Source organism: Veillonella parvula (assembly GCF_036456085.1).
Classification (GTDB): domain Bacteria; phylum Bacillota; class Negativicutes; order Veillonellales; family Veillonellaceae; genus Veillonella; species Veillonella parvula_E.
This window is the reverse complement of the sequence record NZ_CP138632.1, coordinates 417,373-439,602: the sequence shown is the minus strand read 5'-3', so window position 1 is coordinate 439,602 and position 22,230 is coordinate 417,373. Positions and strand designations below refer to the sequence as shown.

The window sequence follows — 22,230 nt, the reverse complement described above, 5'->3', positions numbered from 1 at the left end:
ATTCACATATCATACATAGGTATTTTAAATAGCTTAATTAGAAAGATGAGGATATATAATCAGAATATTAAATTACTATTATCATTCATAACAATAGCTTTTATAGCACACAAGTAATAATAATGTCATTACATCAAATCAATTAATATTAAGCATTTTCTAATTTATCTTGATCATCGTGTTTACGGCAAATACCTGCAAAAATAGATCCTGTAAAGTTATGAATGATGGAGAATACTGCACCTGCTACCGCAGCTTGTGGTGTAAAGTGTTTTAGTGCTAAAGATACGGATAATGCAGAATTTTGCATAGCCACTTCGATTTGCATAGCACGACGAGAAGACACATCAATACTGAGAGCTTTACATACAAAGTATGTCACAACATAACCACTCAAATTTTGTACTAAACACGCTACAAAAATAATGAAACCAGTTTCGGCAATTTGCTTTTGGTTAACTGCAGTTACAGCTGCCAAGATAAGCAATACCGCGATAGCTGCAATGGTTGGACATACAGATTTTACAAGTTCAATTTTTGTGCCAATAAAGTAATTCAATACAATCCCCAAAATAATTGGTACTAACACAATTTTTACAATGGATATAAACATTGGCATAAATTGAATTTCAATAGAAGATGTTGCACCAGCATATAATACGACAAATAAAGGCGTTAAAATAGGTGCCAATAATGTGGATACAGTTGTTGCTGATACGGATAAGGGAACATTACCATTTGCAAGGAAGGTCATTACATTAGAAGCAGTACCACCAGGACATGCACCCAACAAGATAAAACCAATCCCAACTTCTGGAGGAAAATTAAATGCTAAGGCTACTAAGAAACCTGCCAATGGCATCCATAAGAATTGGATTACGGATACGAGAATAACCTTCATTGGTTGCTTAAATACATCAATAAAGACTTGAGCCGTTAATGTTAACCCCATCGCAAACATAACAAACTGTAGCATGTAAGCAATATAAGGAGTCATCCAAGAAAATACTGCAGGTAGCATATATGCTAAAACAGCCATCAATAGTACTATCCAGGATAGATAACTATTGAATAAGTGATTAATAGAACGAATAACACTCATAAAAACACTCGCTTTCATAATAAATCAAAATTTAATACGCCGATTATTATAGCATTTCTATAGAATATTAACAACACATACAAAAGGAGTTCACATAACACCTGTTACGTGAACTCCTTTGATTAATTGATCAAATTTATTTTGTTAATGCACCTACATTATCTAAACGATGTAAGCACTTTTCTTTACCAAGTAATGTGACAATATTATTCAAATCTGGACCATGCATTTGACCTGTTAAAGCTACACGAATTGGCATAAATACGAATTTACCTTTTAAAGAGGTTTCTTTCATTACGGCCTTGATTGTTGCTTTTACAACTTCAGGTGTAATTTCATCAAGTTCAGCCAATGCATTCCGGAAAGCGCCGAGAACTGTTGGAGCTGTTTCTTCATTCAATACAGCACGCAATTCTTCTTCATGGTCCTCTTCAAGGAATACTGTTTCGCCCATAAACAAGCCTACATGATCTTTGATTTGAGCACCATAGCTAATATGATCACGGAATGTAGAGCATAATAATGTCAACCAATCAATATCAGCTTGATTCAAGCTATCTGGAGCTAAACCAACCTCTTTCAAATGCGGCAAACAAAGGTGGAATAATTCTTCATCGCTCAAATTCTTCATGTAGTGGAAATTTATATGGTTCAATTTATCAATATCAAACACAGCAGGATTTTTCGCTACCCGATCCATAGAGAAAGCCTGAATTAATTCATCTTGTGTGAAGAATTCTTCTTCACCTTCAGGAGCCCAACCAAGAAGTGCCAAGAAGTTTACAAGTGCTTCTGGCAAGTAGCCTAATTGTTTATATTGTTCAACAGAGGTAGCACCATGACGTTTGGACATTTTCTTGTAATCTTTACCAAGAATCAAAGAAATATGACCAAATGTAGGAATGTCCCACCCAAGCGCTTCGTAAATAGCCATTTGGCGTGGTGTATTAGATAAATGTTCCTCTGCGCGAATAACATGAGTAATGCCCATCATGTGATCGTCCATTACTACCGCAAAGTTATATACAGGAATACCATCGGATTTAACGATAACAAAGTCACCTACACCGTTGGATTCAAAGGATACACGACCACGAACCATATCATCGAAAGTATATGTTTTATTCAAAGGTACACGCAAACGAATTGTAGGTTTACGACCTTCAGCAATGTATTTAGCCTTTGTCTCTTCATCTAAGTGTTCACAATGACCGTTGTATTTTGGTGTTTCCCCACGATCCATTTGATCTTGACGCACCGCATCTAACTCTTCAGGTGTGCAATAACACTCATAAGCTTTACCTTCATCCAATAAACGTTGTGTTACTTCTTTATATAAATCAAGACGTTCTATTTGACGGTAAGGACCATTATTACCACCTACATCAATGCCTTCATCCCAGTTCATGCCAAGCCATTGTAAGGAAGCTTTAATATTCTCTTCACTTTCACGTGTAGAACGAGCTAAATCTGTATCTTCAATGCGCAATACAAATGTGCCTTTTTCCTTACGTGCTAATAACCAGTTAAATAAAGCAGAACGAGCACCACCAATATGGAATGGACCCGTAGGGCTTGGAGCAAAACGAACTTTCATGGAACTCATGATTAAATCTCTCCTTCATATACAGAAACGACAGCTTGTGCAGCAATGCCTTCGCGGCGACCAATAGCCCCTAGCATTTCATTTGTTGTCGCTTTAATACTAATACGATCTAATGGTATCTCTAAAATAGACTGTAAATTAGACTTCATCATATCGATGTGAGGTTTTAATTTAGGTGTCTCAGAAATAACCATAATATCAATATTATAGGCTTGTAACCCACGTTCTTTCAATAAGAAATTTACTTTTTCTAGTAAAAGCATGCTAGAAATCCCTTTATACTGGTCGTCTTCAGGTGGAAAATAGTATCCAATATCCCGTAAACCAGCGGCACCTAGCATGGCATCCATCAATGCATGAATGAGAACATCTGCATCGGAGTGACCATCAGGACCAAGGTCAGACTCGATATGAACACCACCTAAGATACAAGGACGCCCTGCTTTTAATTGATGAATATCATAACCAAATCCAACGCGCATACGCTTATCCTCAATTCCTAAATATCGTTTTGCTACTGCAATATCATTAGGTGTGGTCACCTTAATATTACAATAGTCTCCACTTACTATATGTACAGGCTTACCTAAATACTCGACGAGGGACACATCATCAGTGCCTAAATATTTTTCGTCATGAGCCTTTTGATGGGCCTCTTTAAATAGATCTTTTTGAAAGCCTTGTGGTGTTTGAATTTGGTATAACTCACTGCGTTTCAAGGTTTCTATTACGGTATGCTCTGTATTAACCCGTTTAATCGTATCCGTAGCAGGGACACCTACAGTAGCAGCTCTATATTCTATTGCGGCCCTAACAACAGAATCAAACAGTTTAGTTGATGCTAATGGACGCGCTCCATCATGAACTAGCACAATATTACTATCTTCTGATACAGCTTTGAGACCATATGCCACAGAATCTTGACGTTCTCTTCCACCAAATACTATCTTTACAGGAATATGCAAATCCAACCCTTGAATATGGTTAGACATATATTCTTGTTCGCCTTCAGCTACAACAAGAATAATTTCTTTTAAACCTTCAATCTTTTCTACATTTTGTATGGTACGTTGAATAATAGAATGTCCCCCTAAAGGAATAAATATCTTATTTTCTTTGTATCCCATACGGCGACCAGCACCTGCAGCGAGAACGATACAACTAATTGCCTTGCCCATTTTGTCCTCCATCTACACGAGCAAAAATCATCCGTCCTGCACTCGTTTGTAATATGGATGTAACCATAACCTCTACATTTTGACCAACATAAGGCTTACCATCCTCTACGACAATCATCGTGCCATCGTCGAGATAAGCCACACCTTGGTGTACTTCCTTACCTTCTTTCATGATTTGAACGCGAATCCATTCTCCAGCGATTAGAGCAGGTTTTAATACATTTGCCAATTCATTAAGGTTAAGCACTTCAATACCTTGTACACGAGCCACCTTATTCAAGTTAAAGTCATTAGTCATCAATTTCCACTGCTTATCTAAAGCAAGTCGCATAAGTTTTGAATCAACCTCTACAAGATCATCATAATCATCTTCAACAACTTCTATAGCTACCTTATTGGCATCTTGCATATCCTTCAAAATATCAAGGCCACGTCGACCACGGTTGCGTTTCGTAGCATCCGCAGAGTCAGAAATTACCTGTAACTCATTTAATACAAATAGTGGCACCATAAGAGGGCCTTCAATGAAGCCCGTAGCACATAGTTCTTTGATACGACCGTCAATGATAACTGAAGTATCTAGTAATTTTGGCGTACTAGAGGATTTATCTAATTTATGAGTTGAAAACATTTTAAAACGACTTGTTTTTTTAGTGCTATCTCCTCCCCATTGTTGTACGTAATTATTGTACATTTCGGGGCCTTTACGAGCCATGATTTTAAGTCCACTATATCCAAAAATAGCACTCAAAATTATAGGAATATAAGGTCCTATAATAGGTACTTGATTGAATGCAACACCAATTAGATTTGCAATAATAAACCGATGGTGCCTGCAATCAATTCTTGATTTGGAATATGAGTAAGAATACGCTCTAATCTTTTAGCAATTACTAAACCTTGTTTCAGAATAAATGATGAAATCAGATAACCAATAACAAGGCCTAATAGAGTACCTACGATTAATACTGCAATACGTGCAATTGTTAACGACATGTCCCCAAAAGATTCAAATTGAGAAACCAAATATGGGTCAATAATAGGTGCTAAGCTATCCATTCCCACGTAGGCTGCTGTACCTACTAAAATGGCTATTACATAGCGTAAAATCCGATAAATCATGAAATCACCTCCTAATTATAAAAATACGAGTTGCATCGCCTCTTGTATAGATTTGACACCTTTAATTTTGATAGAACTATCATTATCCTTAATTTGTTTATAGTTGCCTTCAGGAATAATAAACTTTTTAAAACCTAATTTCTTGGCTTCATTTATACGCTGTTCAATGCGAGGAATACTGCGAACATTACCAGTTAAGCCTACTTCACCTAAAATTACCATATCTGTTGGAACGATTCGATTTTTCAGATTTGACACAATGGCAACCGCCATAGATAAATCACAAGCAGGTTCATTTACCTTGAGACCACCGATAACATTTACATACACGTCTTTATTACCTAATGTAAAGCCACAGCGTTTTTCTAAGACTGCTAATAATACGATTAACCGGTTAAGATCATAACCAATCGCCGTACGTCTAGGCATACCAAAAGCCGTAGTAACGACCAAGCTTTGTACCTCTACCAAGATGGGGCGAACCCCTTCAAGGTAAATCATAACAGCACTGCCGCTTTCTTCATCGGAACGCTCGGCTAAAAGAGAAGCAGACGGATTGGACAATTCCTGTAACCCTTCCTCTACCATAGCAAAAATGCCTGTTTCTGATGTAGATCCAAAACGGTTTTTAATGGACCGTAATATACGGAATTGATAAGAACGCTCCCCTTCAAAGTAAAGCACTACATCTACCATATGCTCTAACATACGAGGCCCTGCAATATTGCCTTCCTTTGTTACATGGCCAATGATTACAGTAGGTATATTTCGTTCTTTACAGAAGCGAAGTAGGCGAGATGTGCATTCACGAACTTGACTAACACTGCCTGGCGCAGCATCTATATCTCCAGTATACATAGTTTGTATAGAGTCAATGACTAGTAAGGAAGGAGTCATTGCTTCAGCTTGCTCCAATATATGATCTAGATCAGTATCTGCAATAACTTGTAACCGTTCACTATTAATATGCAGTCGTTCTGCTCGAAGTTTAAGTTGTAACTGAGACTCTTCACCAGATGCATAAAGAACTGCTCCTACTGTATCGGCTACCTTCTGGGATACTTGTAGTAACAGAGTAGATTTACCAATACCAGGATCACCACCTAAAAGCATTAGAGCACCAGGCACTATGCCCCCACCTAATACACGGTCAATTTCACCAAAGGTTGTAGATACGCGTGCAATAGAAGAAATTTCGATATCTGGCAAGGCGGTAGGCTTCGCCGTTTGATTTCCAACACCTCGAGAAGGTGTTCGACTATGTTTAGTTTCTTTAATTATTTCTTCAACTAATGTATTCCATTCTCCACATTGTGGACAACGGCCCATCCACTTAGAGGATTCAGCCCCACAATTTTGACAAAAGAATACAGATTTTGCTTTTGCCATAACACCTCAATACATTTAAAAAGAAAGGTCATGAATGATAACCATTCATGACCTTTTATGCATAATTTTACTACATGGTTAACTATCATCATTTTATAGTATACCATTTAACTTATATTTTTTATATGAAAGGTAGTCATCAACTGTATAATTTGTATTTTTATCATATTGATACAACAAGATCGTTATCCTTTGCATCTGCTTTAATAATTTTACCTTCTTTTGCATCTCCTTTCAAAATAAGATCGGACACTGGGTCCTCAATTAAACGTTGAATAGCACGTTTTAATGGTCGAGCCCCCATTGTGAAATCAGAGCCCTCCTTAACAAGTAAATGCATAGCCTCAGGAGAGATTTCTAATTGTAAATCACGCGCTTCAAGGCGTTTTGTAACATCACTCATCAAGATAGTTACAATTTCTTTTAAGTCCTCTTCTGTTAATGGATGGAATACAATCATTTCATCAATACGGTTTAAAAACTCAGGTCTAAAATGACGTTTCACCGCATCCATTACTGACTTCTTAGCCTCTTTAAACTCAATTTCTTTATTTTCATCTACATTGAAATCAGATTTTTTAGCCGCTAAGAAACCAAGTTCTGGAGAGTTTTTATGTAAAGCTTTAGCACCTAAGTTACTTGTCATAATAATAACTGTATTTCTGAAATCTACAGTTCTTCCTTGACTATCAGTAAGACGACCATCATCAAGAACTTGTAACAAAATATTAAAGAAATCTGCATGTGCCTTTTCCACTTCATCGAGGAGGATAACGCTATATGGTTTGCGACGTACCGCATCTGTTAATTGTCCACCTTCTTCATAGCCTACGTAACCTGGAGGGGCACCGACTAAGCGAGACACAGTATGTTTTTCCATATATTCAGACATATCAAGTCGAATCATAGCAGATTCATCGCCGAACAAGGAGGATGCAAGCGCTCTTGCTAGCTCAGTTTTCCCTACACCAGTTGGCCCAAGGAACAAGAATGAACCAATAGGCCGTTTTGGGTCTTTTAATCCAGCCCTTGCACGGCGTACAGCTTTAGCTACAGCAGTAACAGCCTCATCTTGACCTACTACGCGTTTATGAAGTTCTTCTTCCAAATGTAGTAAGGTTGCAGACTCTTCTTCTGCAATTTTAGCCACTGGAATGCCTGTCCATTGCGCTACTACAGCAGCTATGTCTTCCTCTGTTACTATTAACTTTTGATCGCTTTTTTCTTTAGCAATAGATTTTTTATCACCAATTTCTTTTAATAGTAATTGTTCTTCATCGCGAAGCTTTGCAGCCTTTTCGAAATCTTGAGACGTAACCGCAGCTTCTTTTTCTTTCTTAACTGTATTGAGGCGATCCTCTAATGCTTTAACATCAGGTGCTGAAGAAAATACTTTCATACGAACCTTAGATGCAGCTTCATCGACTACATCGATAGCCTTATCAGGTAAGAATCGATCTGTAATATATCGGCTAGATAAAGACACAGCTGCTGTTAATGCCTCATCTGTAATCTTAGCCTTATGGAAAGCTTCATACCGATCTCTTAATCCCTTTAAAATTTCAAGAGCATCCTCTTCGTTAGGCTCTCCTACTTGAACGGGTTGAAAACGACGCTCTAAAGCAGCATCTTTTTCTATATATTTCTTATATTCATCAAGTGTTGTGGCACCGATAACTTGGAATTCACCTCGTGCCAAAGCAGGCTTTAAGATATTAGCTGCATCCATAGCGCCTTCAGTAGCACCTGCCCCAACCAATGTATGAATTTCATCTATAAAGATAATCATATCATCATGTTGTTGTACTTCATCAATGGCTTTTTTCAACCGTTCTTCAAATTCACCACGGTACTTGGCACCCGCTAACATAGAACCAATACTAAGAGAAATAATGCGTTTATTACGTAAAATCTCCGGTACATTATCAGTCACAATACGCTGTGCCAAGCCTTCGGCAATAGCTGTTTTACCTACACCTGGTTCACCAATAAGAACAGGATTATTTTTAGTTCTACGGCTGAGAATTTGAATGACTCGTTGAATCTCCGTATCGCGGCCAATAACAGGATCAATCTTACCTTGTTTAGCAGACTCATTAAGATCAGTTGCAAAATCTGACAGCTCACCTAAATCATTATTGCTATTTATTCCCTCTTGACCACCATTATTGCTACCTTTATTCGAGCCAAGAATACTACGAATTGCTTCTACTACATCATTACTACGTATATTCATAGCTCGTAAAATAGCAACTGCAACACCGCTACCATCGCTAAGTAGGCCCAATAGAATATGCTCAGTACCAACGTAATTGTGATTCATTTGATTTGCTACTTGAATGGCAAGCTCAAGTACATGTTTAACGCGAGGTGTCATATATATTGACGTTGCCTTTTTATTACCACGTCCTACATGTTCTTCTACAGCTTCAAAAATATCTTCTGTAACAAGGCCAAGCTCTTCTAAAGCTTTAGCTGCTACACCATTTTTAACCTTTGTAAGGCCAATGAGTACGTGTTCAGTACCAACATAGTCATGTCCTAACTCCAAAGCAGCCTCTTGAGCTAACGAAAGAACACGCTGTGCATCGTCTGTAAACCGTTGCATCATAATATCACCTCATCTATCTATGTAAATTGTAATTATTTCTTTTCAAATATATATAAACAATGGTGAAATAACCATTGGAATATCAAAAATATTATTAAACTCTATTAATCTATTATGCTATCTAGTATTAATATTTACTATTTTTTACAAATCTCTTAACGGTAAACTAAGAAAATTATATAAATCAATCTATACAAAATAAATAATCATGCATTAATTATTTATGTATTTATATTAATTTGAAAGTTTTTGACGTATCACCTTTGCACGATAGCTGTCGCGATCGGTATCTGTCAAATTTTCACTACCTAAGTATTTAGAGAGGAAGTTTGGTCTAGTTATAGCAACAAGCTCATTAAAAGTATCTTTACCCCAGAATGGTAATATTTCTAAATCTACACCTAATTGAATGTCGCTAAGCTTACTAAGTGCCTCTTTACCGCTTACACGTCGTGCATATTGTAAAATTCCATAGGATCGCCAAAGTATATCTTCCAAACCTTCTTTATCGTTGTGTAATAAAGATTGCCGAGACTTTCGTTCTTCTGCAATAATTCCTTCTACGATTTTAATCAATTGCTCAATAGTTGCTTCTTCACTAATACCCATCGTTCGTTGATTAGAAATCTGGTAAATACAACCTAAAGCTTCGGAACCTTCCCCATACAACCCTCGTACAGAGTAACCTAGTTGTATTATGTTACGAATGAGTCTCGTAATACGACCAGATAACGTCAATGCGGGTAAATGTAACATAACAGAGGCCCGTAAACCTGTACCCACATTAGTGGGGCAAGCAGTTAAATAACCAAATCGCTCATCAAAGGCATAAGGGTATTTTGCTTCGATAGCTTTATCAATTTGAACCGCATGATTATAAGCTTGTTGCAATTTAAGTCCTGGAGCCATAGATTGAATACGTAAATGATCTTCTTCATTTACCATAATTGCGATAGAAGCATCATCAGATACGATCAAATTACGATACGGTAATTGTTCCTCTAAAGCAGGACTCATTAAATGCTTTTCAACTAAGACAGCACGTTCACATTGACTTAATTGCTCAAGGCTAATATTTGTATATTGGTGCTCATCAGCCTTTTTTAATATTGGCAATAGGCCTCGAGAGATTGTATTCACTTTTTCTAAGGAAACTGTATCTTCACGATTCGTAAACAATATATCATCAAAATTTCTCGCCAATCGTATACGGCTTGAAATTACAATGTGGTCTGTCGCCTCTGTATCCTGACACAGCCACTGACTTAGCGGAGAGTCCAATATAGTATCTAACATAAGAACCTCCTATTCGTTATCACCATCAATGATAACTTCTAGATTTTTAATTTTATCTCTCAAAATTGCAGCTTCTTCAAAGTTTTCAGCTTGAATAGCTGTATCTAATTGACGGCGCAATTGCTTTACTTCATACTTTGCTTTAAAAACATTAGTACCACGACTAGGTATAGTCCCTTCATACTCAGAACTACCTTGTATTCGTTCTAATAATGGATTTATTTCACTATTAAAAGTCTCATAACATTGACCACAGCCAAACTTACCTACCCGATTGAATTCATCATAAGTAATACCACACTGAGGGCATCTCTTAGATTGATGAGCTTTTAATAAGTTATCTGGATACACCATATTCTTAAAAAAATCATTAGTAAAAAAGTTATTATCCCACATATCATTCATAAAAGAACTATAAGGAGATAATTTCCCAGCTTGTTGTAACTCGGTGGCACAAGTACTGCAAAGATGTTGCTCAGTCTTTTGATTATTTATGATATTAGTCATATGGATAGTAGCTTCATTTTTATGGCAATGATCACATAACACAAATCATCACTCCTTCCGCAAAGTGTCCACCATTGATGCATATAATTGACGAACAGCATCATTACGTTCTTCTACGTCTACATTTTCAATTAATGTAGCAAAAGAATTATGCATCAATTGAGCTTCACGACGGGTAATCTTTTCAGATTGTAATAATTGAAATAATGATTGATCTACATCTCGCATATCAATTAATCGTTCTACCGTATTTGGACCTTCATAAATCCGATAAGTTGTAACAGCAGGTAAAGAATCTGAACTTTCTGGGTTAATTTTTTTGATTCGAATATATCCACCCAAGCCACGTCTTGACTCAACATCGAAACCGCGCTCATTAGAAAAACGCGTACTTAATACGTAACTAATTTGGGATGGCGCACAATCTAATTCATCAGCCAATTCATTACGCTTTAAAATTAGCTTTTCTTGTTCTTCACGCATACGGTCTAATATAAATTTTTCTATTTTATCAGCTATCATACTCATAAAAAACACCCCTTTAAAGTTTATTTACTATAGTTTTGACTATTTGTTCTTTAGCATAATTCTATTATATTTGACTTTTTGACTTTAGTCAATATAAAAGTCAAATTTCATAAAAATAACGTTTGACTTTTAATGTATTCTCATATAATTGGACTTAATCCTTAAATCTATGTATAATAAATGAGATATTATTTTCTGAAGGAAGGTGTTGTTATGGCAGAAGCATTAGGACAAGAACTGTTAATTGATTTATATTCCTGCGATGAAGATGCAATCTCATCCGCTACAGCTGTACAAGAAAGTGTAGCAACCGCATTTGATTTAGCTGACCTTGATGTTGATGAAATCAGTTGTCAAGTTATGGACGAGGAGATCGCCCTCCTATCTGTTGCACCAGGCTTTCACTTTACATTGCACACGTATCCTGCTCTAGGCTATGTGGCTGTTGATTTGTATTCTTTTGAGCAATCCTTACCGCTCACATTAATTATGAAAGCGTTGCGTAAATCTTTCAGAGCAGAAAAGGTAAAAGCAACAAGTGTACAACGTGGCGACTTTGGTAACGAGCGCGATATGAAGCCACGTCGCAAAACAAAGATTACTACACTTGGTCGTGTTTCTCGTACACGTATTCAACTCAAACAAACAGGCGGCAAATTGAAAAAACAAAGTGCTAAGGTTATCAAAACATTAGCTAAAAAAAGCGGCCTAAAAAAATAATACAAAGGACTAACCTTATTGGTTAGTCCTTTTATTAGATAGATACAAAAAGGCTAGAGGAAATTCCTCTAGCCTTTTTAAGGTTAATATTTTATTTATAAGAGCTTATCTACGAACCATCATTTCTTCAAGATCGAGAACATCAGCAATTTCATCAACATCATCACAGATGTACTCTGCATCGGCTTCTTTTAGTTCAGCTTCTGTACCATAACCATAAGTAACACCGATAGAAATACAACCAAGTTCGTTAGCCGCCTCTACATCATACTTACGATCGCCTACCATAAAGGCCAAACGACGACCATTTTCATCAGTTAAAGGATTGCCACAAAGTTTAAGAGCTTTTTCAAGAATCTCTTTCTTATGCAATAAACCACTTTCATAATTAGCACCTACAATTACATCAAAGTAAGGTGTTAATTCAAAGTGATCTAAAATATCCTTAGCATAATGCTCAGGCTTTGCTGTAGCAACGGCAATAGTATATTGTTCTGTTTTGCATTTAGCCAACAAGTCTACAATATTCGGATACACTTGATTTTCAAATTTACCGATTGTACCATATCGTTCGCGGAATTTAAAGTACGTTTCTTCCGCTTGGTCAAAGGTCATGCCACAATGCTCTTGAAAAGCATCTACCAATGGTGGTCCTAAAAATAATTGCAATGTTTCTTCATCAGGAACATCATAGCCAAAATGTTCCAATGCAAATTTAATACTTTTAAGAATACCTTCTTGAGAATCTGTTAAAGTTCCATCTAAATCAAATAATATTGTTTTCTTCATATTATTTCTTTAAAGCCTCTTTTAATGTATGCCATGCAAGAACCGCACACTTAACACGCGCTGGCATGTTAGAAATATTTTGCAATGCCATAGCATCTTCTAATTCTTCTAACTCATTTTCATCAGTAATTTCTTTTTTGATCATACCTAAGAAAATTTCTACCAAGCGAAGAGCTTCTTCAACAGATTTACCCTTAATAATATCAATCATCATAGATGCAGACGCTTGACTAATAGCACAACCAGAGCCGGTGTAAGCAGCATCTTTGATAATGCCATCTTCTACGTTGAGTTGTAATGTTAGATCATCACCACAACTAGGGTTATGGCCATGTTCAGAATTTGTAAAATGAGCTAACTCATGTTTATTACGCTTATCTTGGTTATGTTCCAAAATAAGTTCTGTATATAATTGATCCATTTCCATTGATGGTAAATCTCCTAATCTTTAAAACCCATTACTGAACGAACTGTCTTTAATACTTCAAGGAATGCATCTAGATCTTCCTTACGAGTATATAAGTACATGCTTAGACGAGTAGATGCAGATACATTATAGAATGCACCTAATGGTTGTGCACAATGATGTCCAGAACGAACACAAATGCCTTTAGAATCTAAAATTGTAGCTACATCATGAGGATGTACATCATCTACAGTGAACGCGATTACGCCATGTTTTTCCTTAGGATTTTGGGAGCCAATCACGTGAACATGTGGCAATGCAACAATTTTAGGAAGAATATACGCTACTAATTCTTCTTCATAAGCTTCAATAGCATCCATGCCAAAGGATTCTAAATAATCAATTGCGGCGTGCAAAGAAACGGCACCGTCAGCATTTGGTGTACCTGCTTCGAACTTATATGGAAGCTCATTGAATGTAGCAGTTTGTTCTTTTACATATTCAATCATATCCCCACCCAATAGGAAAGGTGGCATAGCTTCTAATAACTCACGTTTACCATAAAGTACACCAATACCTTGAGATGCACACATTTTATGACCAGAGAATACGAAGAAATCACAATCTAATTCTTGAACATCAATTTTTTTATGAGGTGTAGATTGAGCACCATCGAGAACTACTACAGCACCTACGGAATGCGCTTTTTCAGTTAATTCTTTTACAGGGAATTCCATACCAAGCACGTTACTAACATGAGCAAAGGCAACAATTTTAGTGTTCTCATCAATTTTATTGATTTCACCATCTTTTAAGTGCCCATGTTCATCAAGGTACATATATTCTAAGGTTGCCCCTGTTTGTTCTGCTACATATTGCCATGTTACAAGATTGGCATGATGTTCCGCAACAGTAATGACAATCTTGTCACCTTTCTTCACATTATGAAGACCATAGCTATGAGCAATCAAGTTCATAGATTCTGTACTATTACGTGTAAATACAACTTCTTCACGTTCACGAGCATTGATAAATTCAACTACGCGATCACGTGCATTTTCATAGTCTTCAGATGCTTCAATAGCTAAAATATGAGAACCACGATGTGGATTACCATTACGTTGTGTCATATGTTCCACAACACGATCAATTACGGATTGTGGAATTTGTGCAGTAGCACCGCTATCTAAATAGATAACGCGGTGCCCATTATGCTCTTTATGTAGTATAGGAAAGTCTTTGTATGCTTCTGCAATTGGTCTCATAAAAACGCCTCTTTAAATTTTATTACGTACAGCTGCTAACGCTGCTTCTTCAATCGTTTCATCACCAATGCGATCAATAATAGGTCGAATCATAGATTCTACAATGATATGTTTTGCTTCTACTTCACTAAAGCCACGGCTCATGATATAGAACAATTTATTATGATCAATTTGGCCTGCACTCGCTGCATGATTGCCCACTACATTATCTTCTTTACATAATAATAGAGGTAAAGAAACAGATTTTACAGTTGGATCTAACAATAAGCAAGTATCTTCTTCCGCACCTTCAGAAGCTGTTGCACCATGAAGGAAATCAAGAGTACCACGGAAAGATTTTTTAGAATTGCCACTAAGAGCACCTAATGTATGAATATCACTGAAGGATTTTTTACCACCATGACTCATAATCATGGAGATATCAAATTTTTGTTCTTCGTTACCAAGATAAGCAATATCATGAACCATACGAGATTCTTGACCTACTAAATCATGATAGTAGTTCAAAATATTTTCGCTACCACCAAGTTCAATGTTAATGTATTCTACATCTGCTTTATCTTCCAATTTTGTATAACGATGTTCGATATGTTGTACATGTTCAGGTAAAAGATTTACCTTTTTCACTACAACTTTACCGCCTTCTTTTACATCGTATTCATTTAGATAACTAACATTTGTTAAAGCTTCACCAGCGCCAGTTACATAGAATTGTACCTCTAGTTCTGCCCCTTCACCAACGATGAATTGGAAACGGTTAGCTACACGTGCATTAGCATCAATGCGGATGCCTACAACTTCTTTTTCCTTAGCAGGAACATTGATAGCATAACCTTCTGCATTGTCCACCAATGCTTGAACAGCATCCTTATTAGCACCTTCATATTTAGCATTTAACAGTGCTGTTCCTGTAGGCAATGGTGAAAGTATATTTTGATTCGCTTCTACAGCGATGGATTGTACAGATGTATCTTCTCCAGCTAGAGAACTTACAGTATGGTTAACACGCAACCATCTGAATGTCGGTCTAGGGAGTTCATTAAATAATAATTCGCTCATAATTCCTCCTTAACCGATAGAACCTTCTAATTCAAGATTGATTAGATTGTTCATTTCTACAGCATACTCAAGTGGTAATTCTTTGGAGATTGGCTCAACGAAACCACGAACGAGCATTGCACGAGCTTCTTCTTCACTAATACCACGTGTCATGAGATAGAAAATCGCTTCGTCGGAAATACGACCGATTTTAGCTTCATGACCTAAATCTACATTATCGTTTTCTACGATAATAGCTGGAATTGTATCAGATTGAGACTCTGCATCAAGCATCAAGGATTCACAAGATACAGTCGCTTTGGAATGTTCTGCTTTAGGGCCAATTTTCAAAAGGCCACGGTAAATAGCAGCACCACCGGATTTGGAAATAGATTTAGAGTTTACATTACTAGTTGTGTAAGGAGCATTATGAACTACCTTACAACCAGTATCAAGGAATTGTCCTTCGCCAGCAAATGTTACACCTGTGAATTCAGCATGTGCACCTTCACCATTAAGGATACTCATTGGATACAAGCAAGATACTTTGGAACCGAAGGAACCAGATACCCACTCAATAGTACCACCTTTACCAACTACACAACGTTTTGTGTTAAGGTTGTACATGTTTTTGGACCAGTTTTCAATTGTAGAATAACGCAATGTAGCATTATCCTTTACAAACAATTCAACGGCACCGGCATGAAGGTTAGATACGTCGTATTTAGGAGCAGAACAACCTTCGATGAAGTGCAATTTAGCCCCTTCTTCTACGATGATCATAGTATGTTCAAACTGACCAGCACCTGGTGCATTCAAGCGGAAATAGGATTGCAATGGAATCTCTACTTGTACACCTGCTGGAACATATACGAAGGAACCACCAGACCAAACGGCACCATGAAGAGCAGCCCATTTATGATCTGTAGGTGGAATCAATGTCATCCAGTATTTTTTTACGATTTCTTCATGCTCATGAAGCGCAGTTTCGATATCAGTATAGATAACGCCTTGTTTAACAAGATCTTCTTGGATACTGTGGTATACAACTTCAGAGTCATATTGAGCACCAACACCTGCAAGAGATGTTTTTTCCGCTTCTGGAATACCTAAGCGGTCAAAAGTACTTTTAATTTCTTCTGGAACTTCGTCCCAGTTTTCTTTCATATCTACTTTTGGCTTAACATAAGTATGGATATTTGCCATATCTAAGCCAGAAATATCAGGAATCCAATTTGGAATCCCCATGCGATTGTAGATTTCTAAAGATTTCAAACGGAAGTCAAGCATCCATTCAGGTTCATTTTTATTAGACCAAATTTCACGGATAATATCTTCTGTTAAACCAGCATCAGAAATATAAGAATATTCAAAGTCATTCTTAATATCGTAGACACCACGGTCCATATCCGCGACTTGGGTTTTCTTTCTTTCTTCCATTGTGCCTCCTATGCTAATGCTTTGTATGCGTCGTAACCTTTTTCTTCGATTTCACGTACAAGAGAAGCATCACCAGTTTTAACGATCTTACCATTGATCAATACATGAACGAAATCAGGTTTTAATTTTTGCAAGATTTGGTTATGGTGAGTGATGATCAATACAGCATTTTCTTCGTTGTGGAAACGTTGTACACCTTCAGATACGATACGAACTGCATCTACGTCAAGGCCGGAGTCTGTTTCATCAAGAATAGCCAATTTAGGATTTAAAATGGACATTTGAAGAATTTCATTTTTCTTGCGTTCACCACCGGAGAAGCCTTCATTTACATAACGTTGTGCATAAGATACATCGAAGGATAATTCATCCATTTTTTCTTTCAATTCTTTTTTGAAAGATAAAGCACGTACATTTTCACCAGTAATTGTAGATTTCGCAGTACGGATGAAGTTTTCTACTGTAATGCCAGGAATAGAAATTGGATTTTGGAAGGACATAAAGATACCTGCTTTCGCACGATCATTTACTGCATCTTCCGTAATATCTTTACCATCAAAAATAATAGAGCCGCTATCTACAGTATATGTAGTGTTACCCATAATAGCATTAGCAAGTGTAGATTTACCTGCACCATTTGTACCCATTACAACATGGATTTCACCTTTATTAATTGTTAAGTTGATACCTTTTAAGATTTGTTTACCTTCAACGGATACCTTTAAATCTTTTATCTGAAGTAATTCAGCCAAAATGTTCACTCCTTCTCATAATGTATGTATTAATAAGAAACATACAAGCATTATATGTAAAACGTATATATTGACACATATAAAAAGGCGGTACGCACTAACGTGAATACCGCCGTAATTCTCGCCAACTTAGCAAGTATGTGCATAACAATCTATAATCATTATACATTCTTATCTAAATGATAGCAAGATATTCCTACTAAAATATACAGGAATTAAAAGAATATCATATATTACATATATTGATAGGTTTTTATTAATATTCATTCTCATCCTATTCGATTCTCAATATTAAATTATAGGTTAGAGAAATCGAGGGTGCCAAACAAATCATCATATGTTTCAGCACGACGAATTTGTGTAACAGAACCATCTTTATGTAATAACAACTCAGCAGAGCGCAATTTGCCATTATAGTTGAAGCCCATGGAGTGACCATGCGCACCAGCATCATGAATGATGATACGATCGCCAATACCGATTTTTGGCAACTCACGTTGAATAGCAAATTTATCATTGTTTTCACATAAAGAACCAGTTACATCGTACACGTGATCCTTAGGTGCATTTTCTTTACCCATTACAGTAATATGGTGGTAAGAACCATATAAAGCTGGACGCATAAGGTTTGCCATACAGGAATCTAAACCGATGTAGTGACGATAAATATCCTTTTTGTGAATTGCTGTAGAAACTAAGTAACCAAATGGACCTGTAACCATACGGCCACATTCATAAGCCAATGCTACATCACCAAGGCCATTAGCTACTAGAATTCTATTATAGGCCTCTTCTACACCTTTACTAAGTGCATTGAAATCTACTGGTGTTTGTTCTGGTTTATAAGCAACACCTACACCACCGCCAAGATCGATAAACTCAACATTGATGCCTAGTTCATTTTTAATATCTACTGCTAGATTGAAGCAAAGTTCAGCAGTGCCAACTAAGCCATCAATATCAAGCTCGTTAGATACAACCATTGTATGGATACCAAAGTGTTTTACACCTTTAGCTTGCAACTGTTTATAAGCTTCAAGAATCTGTTCACGTGTCATACCATATTTAGCTTCTTCAGGAAGGCCGATAATTGTATTGCCGCCTTCTTTTAAGGAGCCTGGGTTATAACGTACGCAGAATGTATCAGGCAAAGAACCATGATTTTTTTCCAAATATTCAATATGAGTAATATCATCAAGATTGATGATAGCACCTAATTCAAGTGCTTTTTTATATTCCACATATGGTGTGTCATTAGATGTGAACATAATATCATGACCTGTAATACCCACTTTTTCACATAGCATTAACTCTGCTAAGGAAGAACAATCTGCACCAACGCCAAGTTTTTGCAATACACGCATAATATATGGATTTGGTGTCGCTTTTACAGCAAAATATTGTTTGAACCCTTTATTCCAAGAAAATGCATTGATGAATGCTTTCATATTTTCAATGATACCTTCTTCATCATAAATATGAAATGGTGTTGGGTATTGGGCAATAATATTTTCCAATTGTTCGGCTGTAAACGGAACTGTTTTTGTATTCATAATAACCTCGCTATACAAATAAAAGACCCATCAAACGATGAGTCTATTATCCTAATTATTATTTAAATAAAGCTTTATCAAGACTATAGCGGCCTGCGCCAGCGAAGAATAACATAAGAGCACCAAATCCCATTTGAGATGGATAGTCCCAACTAAAGAAACTACCACTAAGATTTAATATCGTTGCTATTGCTAGTGTACCTATAAGTAGCAAAGATCCAATTCTTGTAAATAGACCAAGTACTATAAGTACGCCACCTATCATTTCTGCATATGCTGCCATAGTGCCTAATATTTCATAACCACTAGGTACACCTAATGGTGCCAACATAGCTCCAACTTTATAAAGGCCTTCAGCACCGCTCAAATACTTTAAATATCCATGATAAAACATGGAAATACCAAGTGCCAAACGGTAGATTAAGAGGCCAAAATTAACATAATTAGGTTTACTTTTAAAAATAAAGTTCAACATAGTGATCCTTCTTTCAATTCAAATATAACAAATCGAATAAATTCGATACACTAATTATACTATTAGAGAATAACTATGTCAATAAGACTCACTATTAAATTCTATAGAATTATATCATACATTGTATACAAAATCAATTTTATCGATGTAATCAACATAATCTAGTCACTTTAAATCTGGTCAGCTTGAATATAATAATATCTTATTTAAAATATTACACCCTTACAATAGATTAATTTATTAGTAAAAAATAATCCTAATGAATATGAAAAATGTAATTCACAATTCATTAGGATTATTATATTTCTTATAAAATTAATTCTAAGCAGCTGATTACATCATACCGCCCATACCACCCATTGGAGGCATTGCAGGAACTGCTGCATTTTCATCTACCTTATCAGCTACGATTGTTTCAGTAGTTAATACAAGAGATGCGATAGATGCGGCATTTTGAAGGGCAGAACGAGTAACTTTTGCAGGATCAACAATACCAGCTTTAACCATATCGATGTATTCTTCAGTCAAGGCATTAAAACCTACACCAGCTTCAGTATTTTTAACTTTTTCTACTACTACAGAACCTTCGAGACCTGCGTTGTATGCGATTTGACGAAGTGGTTCTTCTACAGCGCGTTTTACAAGGTTAATACCAGTTTGAACGTCACCAGTAGCTTCCAATGTATTCAATGCAGGGATGATATCGATGAATGTAGTACCACCACCAGCTACAATACCTTCTTCAACAGCTGCACGAGTTGCATTCAATGCATCTTCAATGCGAAGTTTCTTATCTTTCATTTCAACTTCTGTAGCAGCACCTACTTCGATAACTGCAACACCACCGGACAATTTAGCTAGACGTTCTTGTAATTTTTCACGGTCGAAATCAGAAGATGTTTCTTCAACTTGTGCACGGATTTGGTTAACGCGTTTAGCAATTACATCTTTATCACCTGCGCCATCGATGATTGTAGTTTCATCTTTAGTGATGCGAACTTGACGAGCTGTACCAAGATCTTCAAGCTCTACAGAATCAAGCTTGCGACCCATATCTTCAGTAATAACAGTACCGCCTGTTAAGATAGCGATATCTTCAAGCATAGCTTTACGACGATCACCAAAGCCAGGAGCTTTAACAGCTACAGCTTTGAATGTACCACGCAAACGGTTTACTACTAATGTAGCCAATGCTTCCCCTTCTACATCTTCAGCGATAATAAGAAGTTCTTTGCCTACTTTTACTACTTTTTCAAGTGTTGGCAACATATCTGCGATGGCACTGATTTTACGATCAGTGATCAAGATATATGGGTTATCCATAACAGCTTCCATACGATCAGGGTCAGTTACCATATAAGGGGAAATGTAACCACGATCAAATTGCATACCTTCTACTACATTTAATGCAGTTTGCAAACCTTTGGATTCTTCAACAGTAATAACACCGTCATTACCAACCTTTTCCATAGCTTCAGCAATTAAACCACCGATTTCTTCGTCAGCAGCGGATACGCTTGCAACTTGAGCAATTTCAGCTTTACCAGAAACTTTGATGGAGCGTTTTTTAATTTCTTCAACCAAAGTTTTTACTGCTGTTTCAATGCCTTTTTTCAAAATCATTGGGTTTGCACCGGCTGCTACATTGCGCATACCTTCTTGAATCATAGCTTGCGCCAATACTGTTGCGGTAGTAGTACCATCACCTGCTACGTCGTTAGTTTTAGTAGCAACTTCTTTTACTAATTGAGCACCCATGTTTTCAAATGGATCTGGAAGTTCAATATCGCGAGCAATGGTTACACCATCATTTGTAATTGTTGGGGAACCAAATTTTTTATCCAACACAACATTACGACCTTTTGGACCTAATGTAACTTTTACAGCATTTGCTAATTGATCGACGCCACGGCCTAAAGCGCGACGAGCTTCTTCATTAAACAAGATTTCTTTTGCCATATGTATTACCTCCTAAATAGTAACACTATCCAATGTAACGAAATATATGTGCCCTTAGGCAATATAGAATGTATCATCAGTTTTTATAGTCATATAGACTATAAATCAGCGATTATAATACTGCTAAAATATCGCGTTCGCTAATAATCAAATGAGTAGCGCCATCGATTTCTAATTCGCTACCAGCATATTTTGCAAACATAACAGTGTCGCCAACTTTAACTTCTGGAGCTACACGTTGACCATTGTCATATACTTTACCAGCACCTACAGCTACAACTACACCTTCTTGAGGCTTTTCTTTAGCTGTATCAGGAAGGAAGATACCACTTTTAGTTTTTTCTTCTTTTGCTTCTAGACGGATAAGAACGCGGTCAGCTAATGGTTTTAACATATAATGTCACTCCTTTTTACTAGTTAATCTCCATAATTTATTAGCACTCTAACTCATTGAGTGCTAATCACAAGTATTATTATAACCGAAGTTAAAATAA

The 22,230-nt window shown here is 36.7% G+C and carries 19 protein-coding genes and 1 pseudogene; 1 reads left to right on the top strand and 19 read right to left on the bottom strand.

The annotated features are described in order from the left end of the window. Window positions 1–148: 148 nt before the first annotated feature. The 9 genes and pseudogenes from PK1910_RS02140 to PK1910_RS02100 all read right to left on the bottom strand — a co-directional run bounded on the left by PK1910_RS02140 (window position 149) and on the right by PK1910_RS02100 (window position 11,339). The gene (locus tag PK1910_RS02140) at window positions 149–1,102 is read right to left on the bottom strand and encodes a bile acid:sodium symporter family protein (protein WP_287511150.1); all 954 of its coding nucleotides are present in this window, start codon (window positions 1,100–1,102) and stop codon (window positions 149–151) included. Window positions 1,103–1,238: 136 nt separating this feature from the next. Beyond that, entirely contained in the window at window positions 1,239–2,708 is a 1,470-nt protein-coding gene (gene gltX, locus PK1910_RS02135; protein ID WP_287511148.1) for a glutamate--tRNA ligase, read from the bottom strand. Between the two features lie 2 nt (window positions 2,709–2,710). Continuing rightward, on the bottom strand, window positions 2,711–3,886 hold the full coding sequence (locus PK1910_RS02130; protein WP_077708469.1) for a bifunctional 2-C-methyl-D-erythritol 4-phosphate cytidylyltransferase/2-C-methyl-D-erythritol 2,4-cyclodiphosphate synthase: 1,176 nt from the start codon (window positions 3,884–3,886) through the stop codon (window positions 2,711–2,713). Further along, window positions 3,870–5,008 (bottom strand): annotated as a pseudogene (locus PK1910_RS02125) (TRAM domain-containing protein). The gene PK1910_RS02130 and the pseudogene PK1910_RS02125 overlap by 17 nt, the downstream one beginning before the upstream one ends. Window positions 5,009–5,023: 15 nt before the next feature. Further along, entirely contained in the window at window positions 5,024–6,397 is a 1,374-nt protein-coding gene (radA, locus tag PK1910_RS02120; protein ID WP_287511146.1) for a DNA repair protein RadA, read from the bottom strand. 163 nt (window positions 6,398–6,560) lie between these two features. Then, complete coding sequence (locus PK1910_RS02115; protein ID WP_123137907.1) at window positions 6,561–9,008, bottom strand: ATP-dependent Clp protease ATP-binding subunit; 2,448 nt, start codon at window positions 9,006–9,008, stop codon at window positions 6,561–6,563. Window positions 9,009–9,242: 234 nt separating this feature from the next. Then, a complete protein-coding gene (locus PK1910_RS02110) occupies window positions 9,243–10,304 on the bottom strand; it encodes a protein arginine kinase (RefSeq protein WP_021148220.1) in 1,062 nt (353 codons plus the stop codon). Between the two features lie 9 nt (window positions 10,305–10,313). Beyond that, a complete protein-coding gene (locus tag PK1910_RS02105; protein WP_222617495.1) occupies window positions 10,314–10,811 on the bottom strand; it encodes a UvrB/UvrC motif-containing protein in 498 nt (165 codons plus the stop codon). Window positions 10,812–10,859: 48 nt separating this feature from the next. Then, complete coding sequence (locus tag PK1910_RS02100) at window positions 10,860–11,339, bottom strand: CtsR family transcriptional regulator (RefSeq protein WP_004696020.1); 480 nt, start codon at window positions 11,337–11,339, stop codon at window positions 10,860–10,862. A 213-nt stretch (window positions 11,340–11,552) separates the two neighbouring features. Here PK1910_RS02100 and PK1910_RS02095 point away from each other — a divergent pair, with 213 nt between their 5' ends. Beyond that, a complete protein-coding gene (locus tag PK1910_RS02095) occupies window positions 11,553–12,059 on the top strand; it encodes an S-adenosylmethionine decarboxylase family protein (protein ID WP_005386379.1) in 507 nt (168 codons plus the stop codon). A gap of 105 nt (window positions 12,060–12,164) precedes the next feature. Here PK1910_RS02095 and PK1910_RS02090 read toward each other — a convergent pair whose 3' ends face one another. From PK1910_RS02090 to groES, 10 genes are all read right to left on the bottom strand, one after another. Next, window positions 12,165–12,848, bottom strand: coding sequence for an HAD hydrolase-like protein (locus tag PK1910_RS02090; RefSeq protein ID WP_119208029.1), 684 nt, complete (start codon window positions 12,846–12,848; stop codon window positions 12,165–12,167). 1 nt (window position 12,849) lies between these two features. After that, window positions 12,850–13,275, bottom strand: coding sequence for a Fe-S cluster assembly sulfur transfer protein SufU (gene sufU, locus PK1910_RS02085; RefSeq protein ID WP_024066921.1), 426 nt, complete (start codon window positions 13,273–13,275; stop codon window positions 12,850–12,852). Between the two features lie 14 nt (window positions 13,276–13,289). Then, window positions 13,290–14,519: a SufS family cysteine desulfurase gene (locus PK1910_RS02080; RefSeq protein WP_060924276.1), complete on the bottom strand. Its 1,230-nt coding sequence runs from the start codon at window positions 14,517–14,519 to the stop codon at window positions 13,290–13,292. A gap of 12 nt (window positions 14,520–14,531) precedes the next feature. Then, entirely contained in the window at window positions 14,532–15,578 is a 1,047-nt protein-coding gene (locus PK1910_RS02075) for a SufB/SufD family protein (protein WP_331299308.1), read from the bottom strand. A gap of 9 nt (window positions 15,579–15,587) precedes the next feature. Then, the gene (gene sufB / locus PK1910_RS02070; protein WP_060924274.1) at window positions 15,588–16,997 is read right to left on the bottom strand and encodes a Fe-S cluster assembly protein SufB; all 1,410 of its coding nucleotides are present in this window, start codon (window positions 16,995–16,997) and stop codon (window positions 15,588–15,590) included. Between the two features lie 8 nt (window positions 16,998–17,005). Beyond that, window positions 17,006–17,749 (bottom strand): Fe-S cluster assembly ATPase SufC, encoded by a 744-nt coding sequence (gene sufC, locus PK1910_RS02065; RefSeq protein ID WP_060924273.1) that lies wholly within the window; start codon window positions 17,747–17,749, stop codon window positions 17,006–17,008. 296 nt (window positions 17,750–18,045) lie between these two features. Beyond that, on the bottom strand, window positions 18,046–19,302 hold the full coding sequence (locus PK1910_RS02060) for a diaminopimelate decarboxylase family protein (protein ID WP_331299304.1): 1,257 nt from the start codon (window positions 19,300–19,302) through the stop codon (window positions 18,046–18,048). A 58-nt stretch (window positions 19,303–19,360) separates the two neighbouring features. Beyond that, the gene (locus tag PK1910_RS02055; RefSeq protein WP_331299302.1) at window positions 19,361–19,777 is read right to left on the bottom strand and encodes a DoxX family protein; all 417 of its coding nucleotides are present in this window, start codon (window positions 19,775–19,777) and stop codon (window positions 19,361–19,363) included. A 333-nt stretch (window positions 19,778–20,110) separates the two neighbouring features. After that, window positions 20,111–21,736: a chaperonin GroEL gene (groL, locus tag PK1910_RS02050; RefSeq protein WP_004696042.1), complete on the bottom strand. Its 1,626-nt coding sequence runs from the start codon at window positions 21,734–21,736 to the stop codon at window positions 20,111–20,113. A gap of 112 nt (window positions 21,737–21,848) precedes the next feature. Continuing rightward, a complete protein-coding gene (gene groES, locus PK1910_RS02045; protein WP_004696047.1) occupies window positions 21,849–22,130 on the bottom strand; it encodes a co-chaperone GroES in 282 nt (93 codons plus the stop codon). Window positions 22,131–22,230 lie beyond the last annotated feature (100 nt).

Coding starts and splice junctions, on each gene's coding strand:
- PK1910_RS02140 (WP_287511150.1), bottom strand. CDS start 1,102: ATGAGTGTTATTCGTTCTATTAATCACTTATTCAATAGTTATCTATCC.
- groES (WP_004696047.1), bottom strand. CDS start 22,130: ATGTTAAAACCATTAGCTGACCGCGTTCTTATCCGTCTAGAAGCAAAA.
- PK1910_RS02110 (WP_021148220.1), bottom strand. CDS start 10,304: ATGTTAGATACTATATTGGACTCTCCGCTAAGTCAGTGGCTGTGTCAG.
- groL (WP_004696042.1), bottom strand. CDS start 21,736: ATGGCAAAAGAAATCTTGTTTAATGAAGAAGCTCGTCGCGCTTTAGGC.
- PK1910_RS02130 (WP_077708469.1), bottom strand. CDS start 3,886: ATGGGCAAGGCAATTAGTTGTATCGTTCTCGCTGCAGGTGCTGGTCGC.
- sufB (WP_060924274.1), bottom strand. CDS start 16,997: ATGGAAGAAAGAAAGAAAACCCAAGTCGCGGATATGGACCGTGGTGTC.
- radA (WP_287511146.1), bottom strand. CDS start 6,397: ATGGCAAAAGCAAAATCTGTATTCTTTTGTCAAAATTGTGGGGCTGAA.
- PK1910_RS02100 (WP_004696020.1), bottom strand. CDS start 11,339: ATGAGTATGATAGCTGATAAAATAGAAAAATTTATATTAGACCGTATG.
- PK1910_RS02055 (WP_331299302.1), bottom strand. CDS start 19,777: ATGTTGAACTTTATTTTTAAAAGTAAACCTAATTATGTTAATTTTGGC.
- PK1910_RS02095 (WP_005386379.1), top strand. CDS start 11,553: ATGGCAGAAGCATTAGGACAAGAACTGTTAATTGATTTATATTCCTGC.
- PK1910_RS02080 (WP_060924276.1), bottom strand. CDS start 14,519: ATGAGACCAATTGCAGAAGCATACAAAGACTTTCCTATACTACATAAA.
- gltX (WP_287511148.1), bottom strand. CDS start 2,708: ATGAGTTCCATGAAAGTTCGTTTTGCTCCAAGCCCTACGGGTCCATTC.
- sufU (WP_024066921.1), bottom strand. CDS start 13,275: ATGGAAATGGATCAATTATATACAGAACTTATTTTGGAACATAACCAA.
- PK1910_RS02115 (WP_123137907.1), bottom strand. CDS start 9,008: ATGATGCAACGGTTTACAGACGATGCACAGCGTGTTCTTTCGTTAGCT.
- PK1910_RS02105 (WP_222617495.1), bottom strand. CDS start 10,811: ATGACTAATATCATAAATAATCAAAAGACTGAGCAACATCTTTGCAGT.
- PK1910_RS02075 (WP_331299308.1), bottom strand. CDS start 15,578: ATGAGCGAATTATTATTTAATGAACTCCCTAGACCGACATTCAGATGG.
- PK1910_RS02090 (WP_119208029.1), bottom strand. CDS start 12,848: ATGAAGAAAACAATATTATTTGATTTAGATGGAACTTTAACAGATTCT.
- PK1910_RS02060 (WP_331299304.1), bottom strand. CDS start 19,302: ATGAATACAAAAACAGTTCCGTTTACAGCCGAACAATTGGAAAATATT.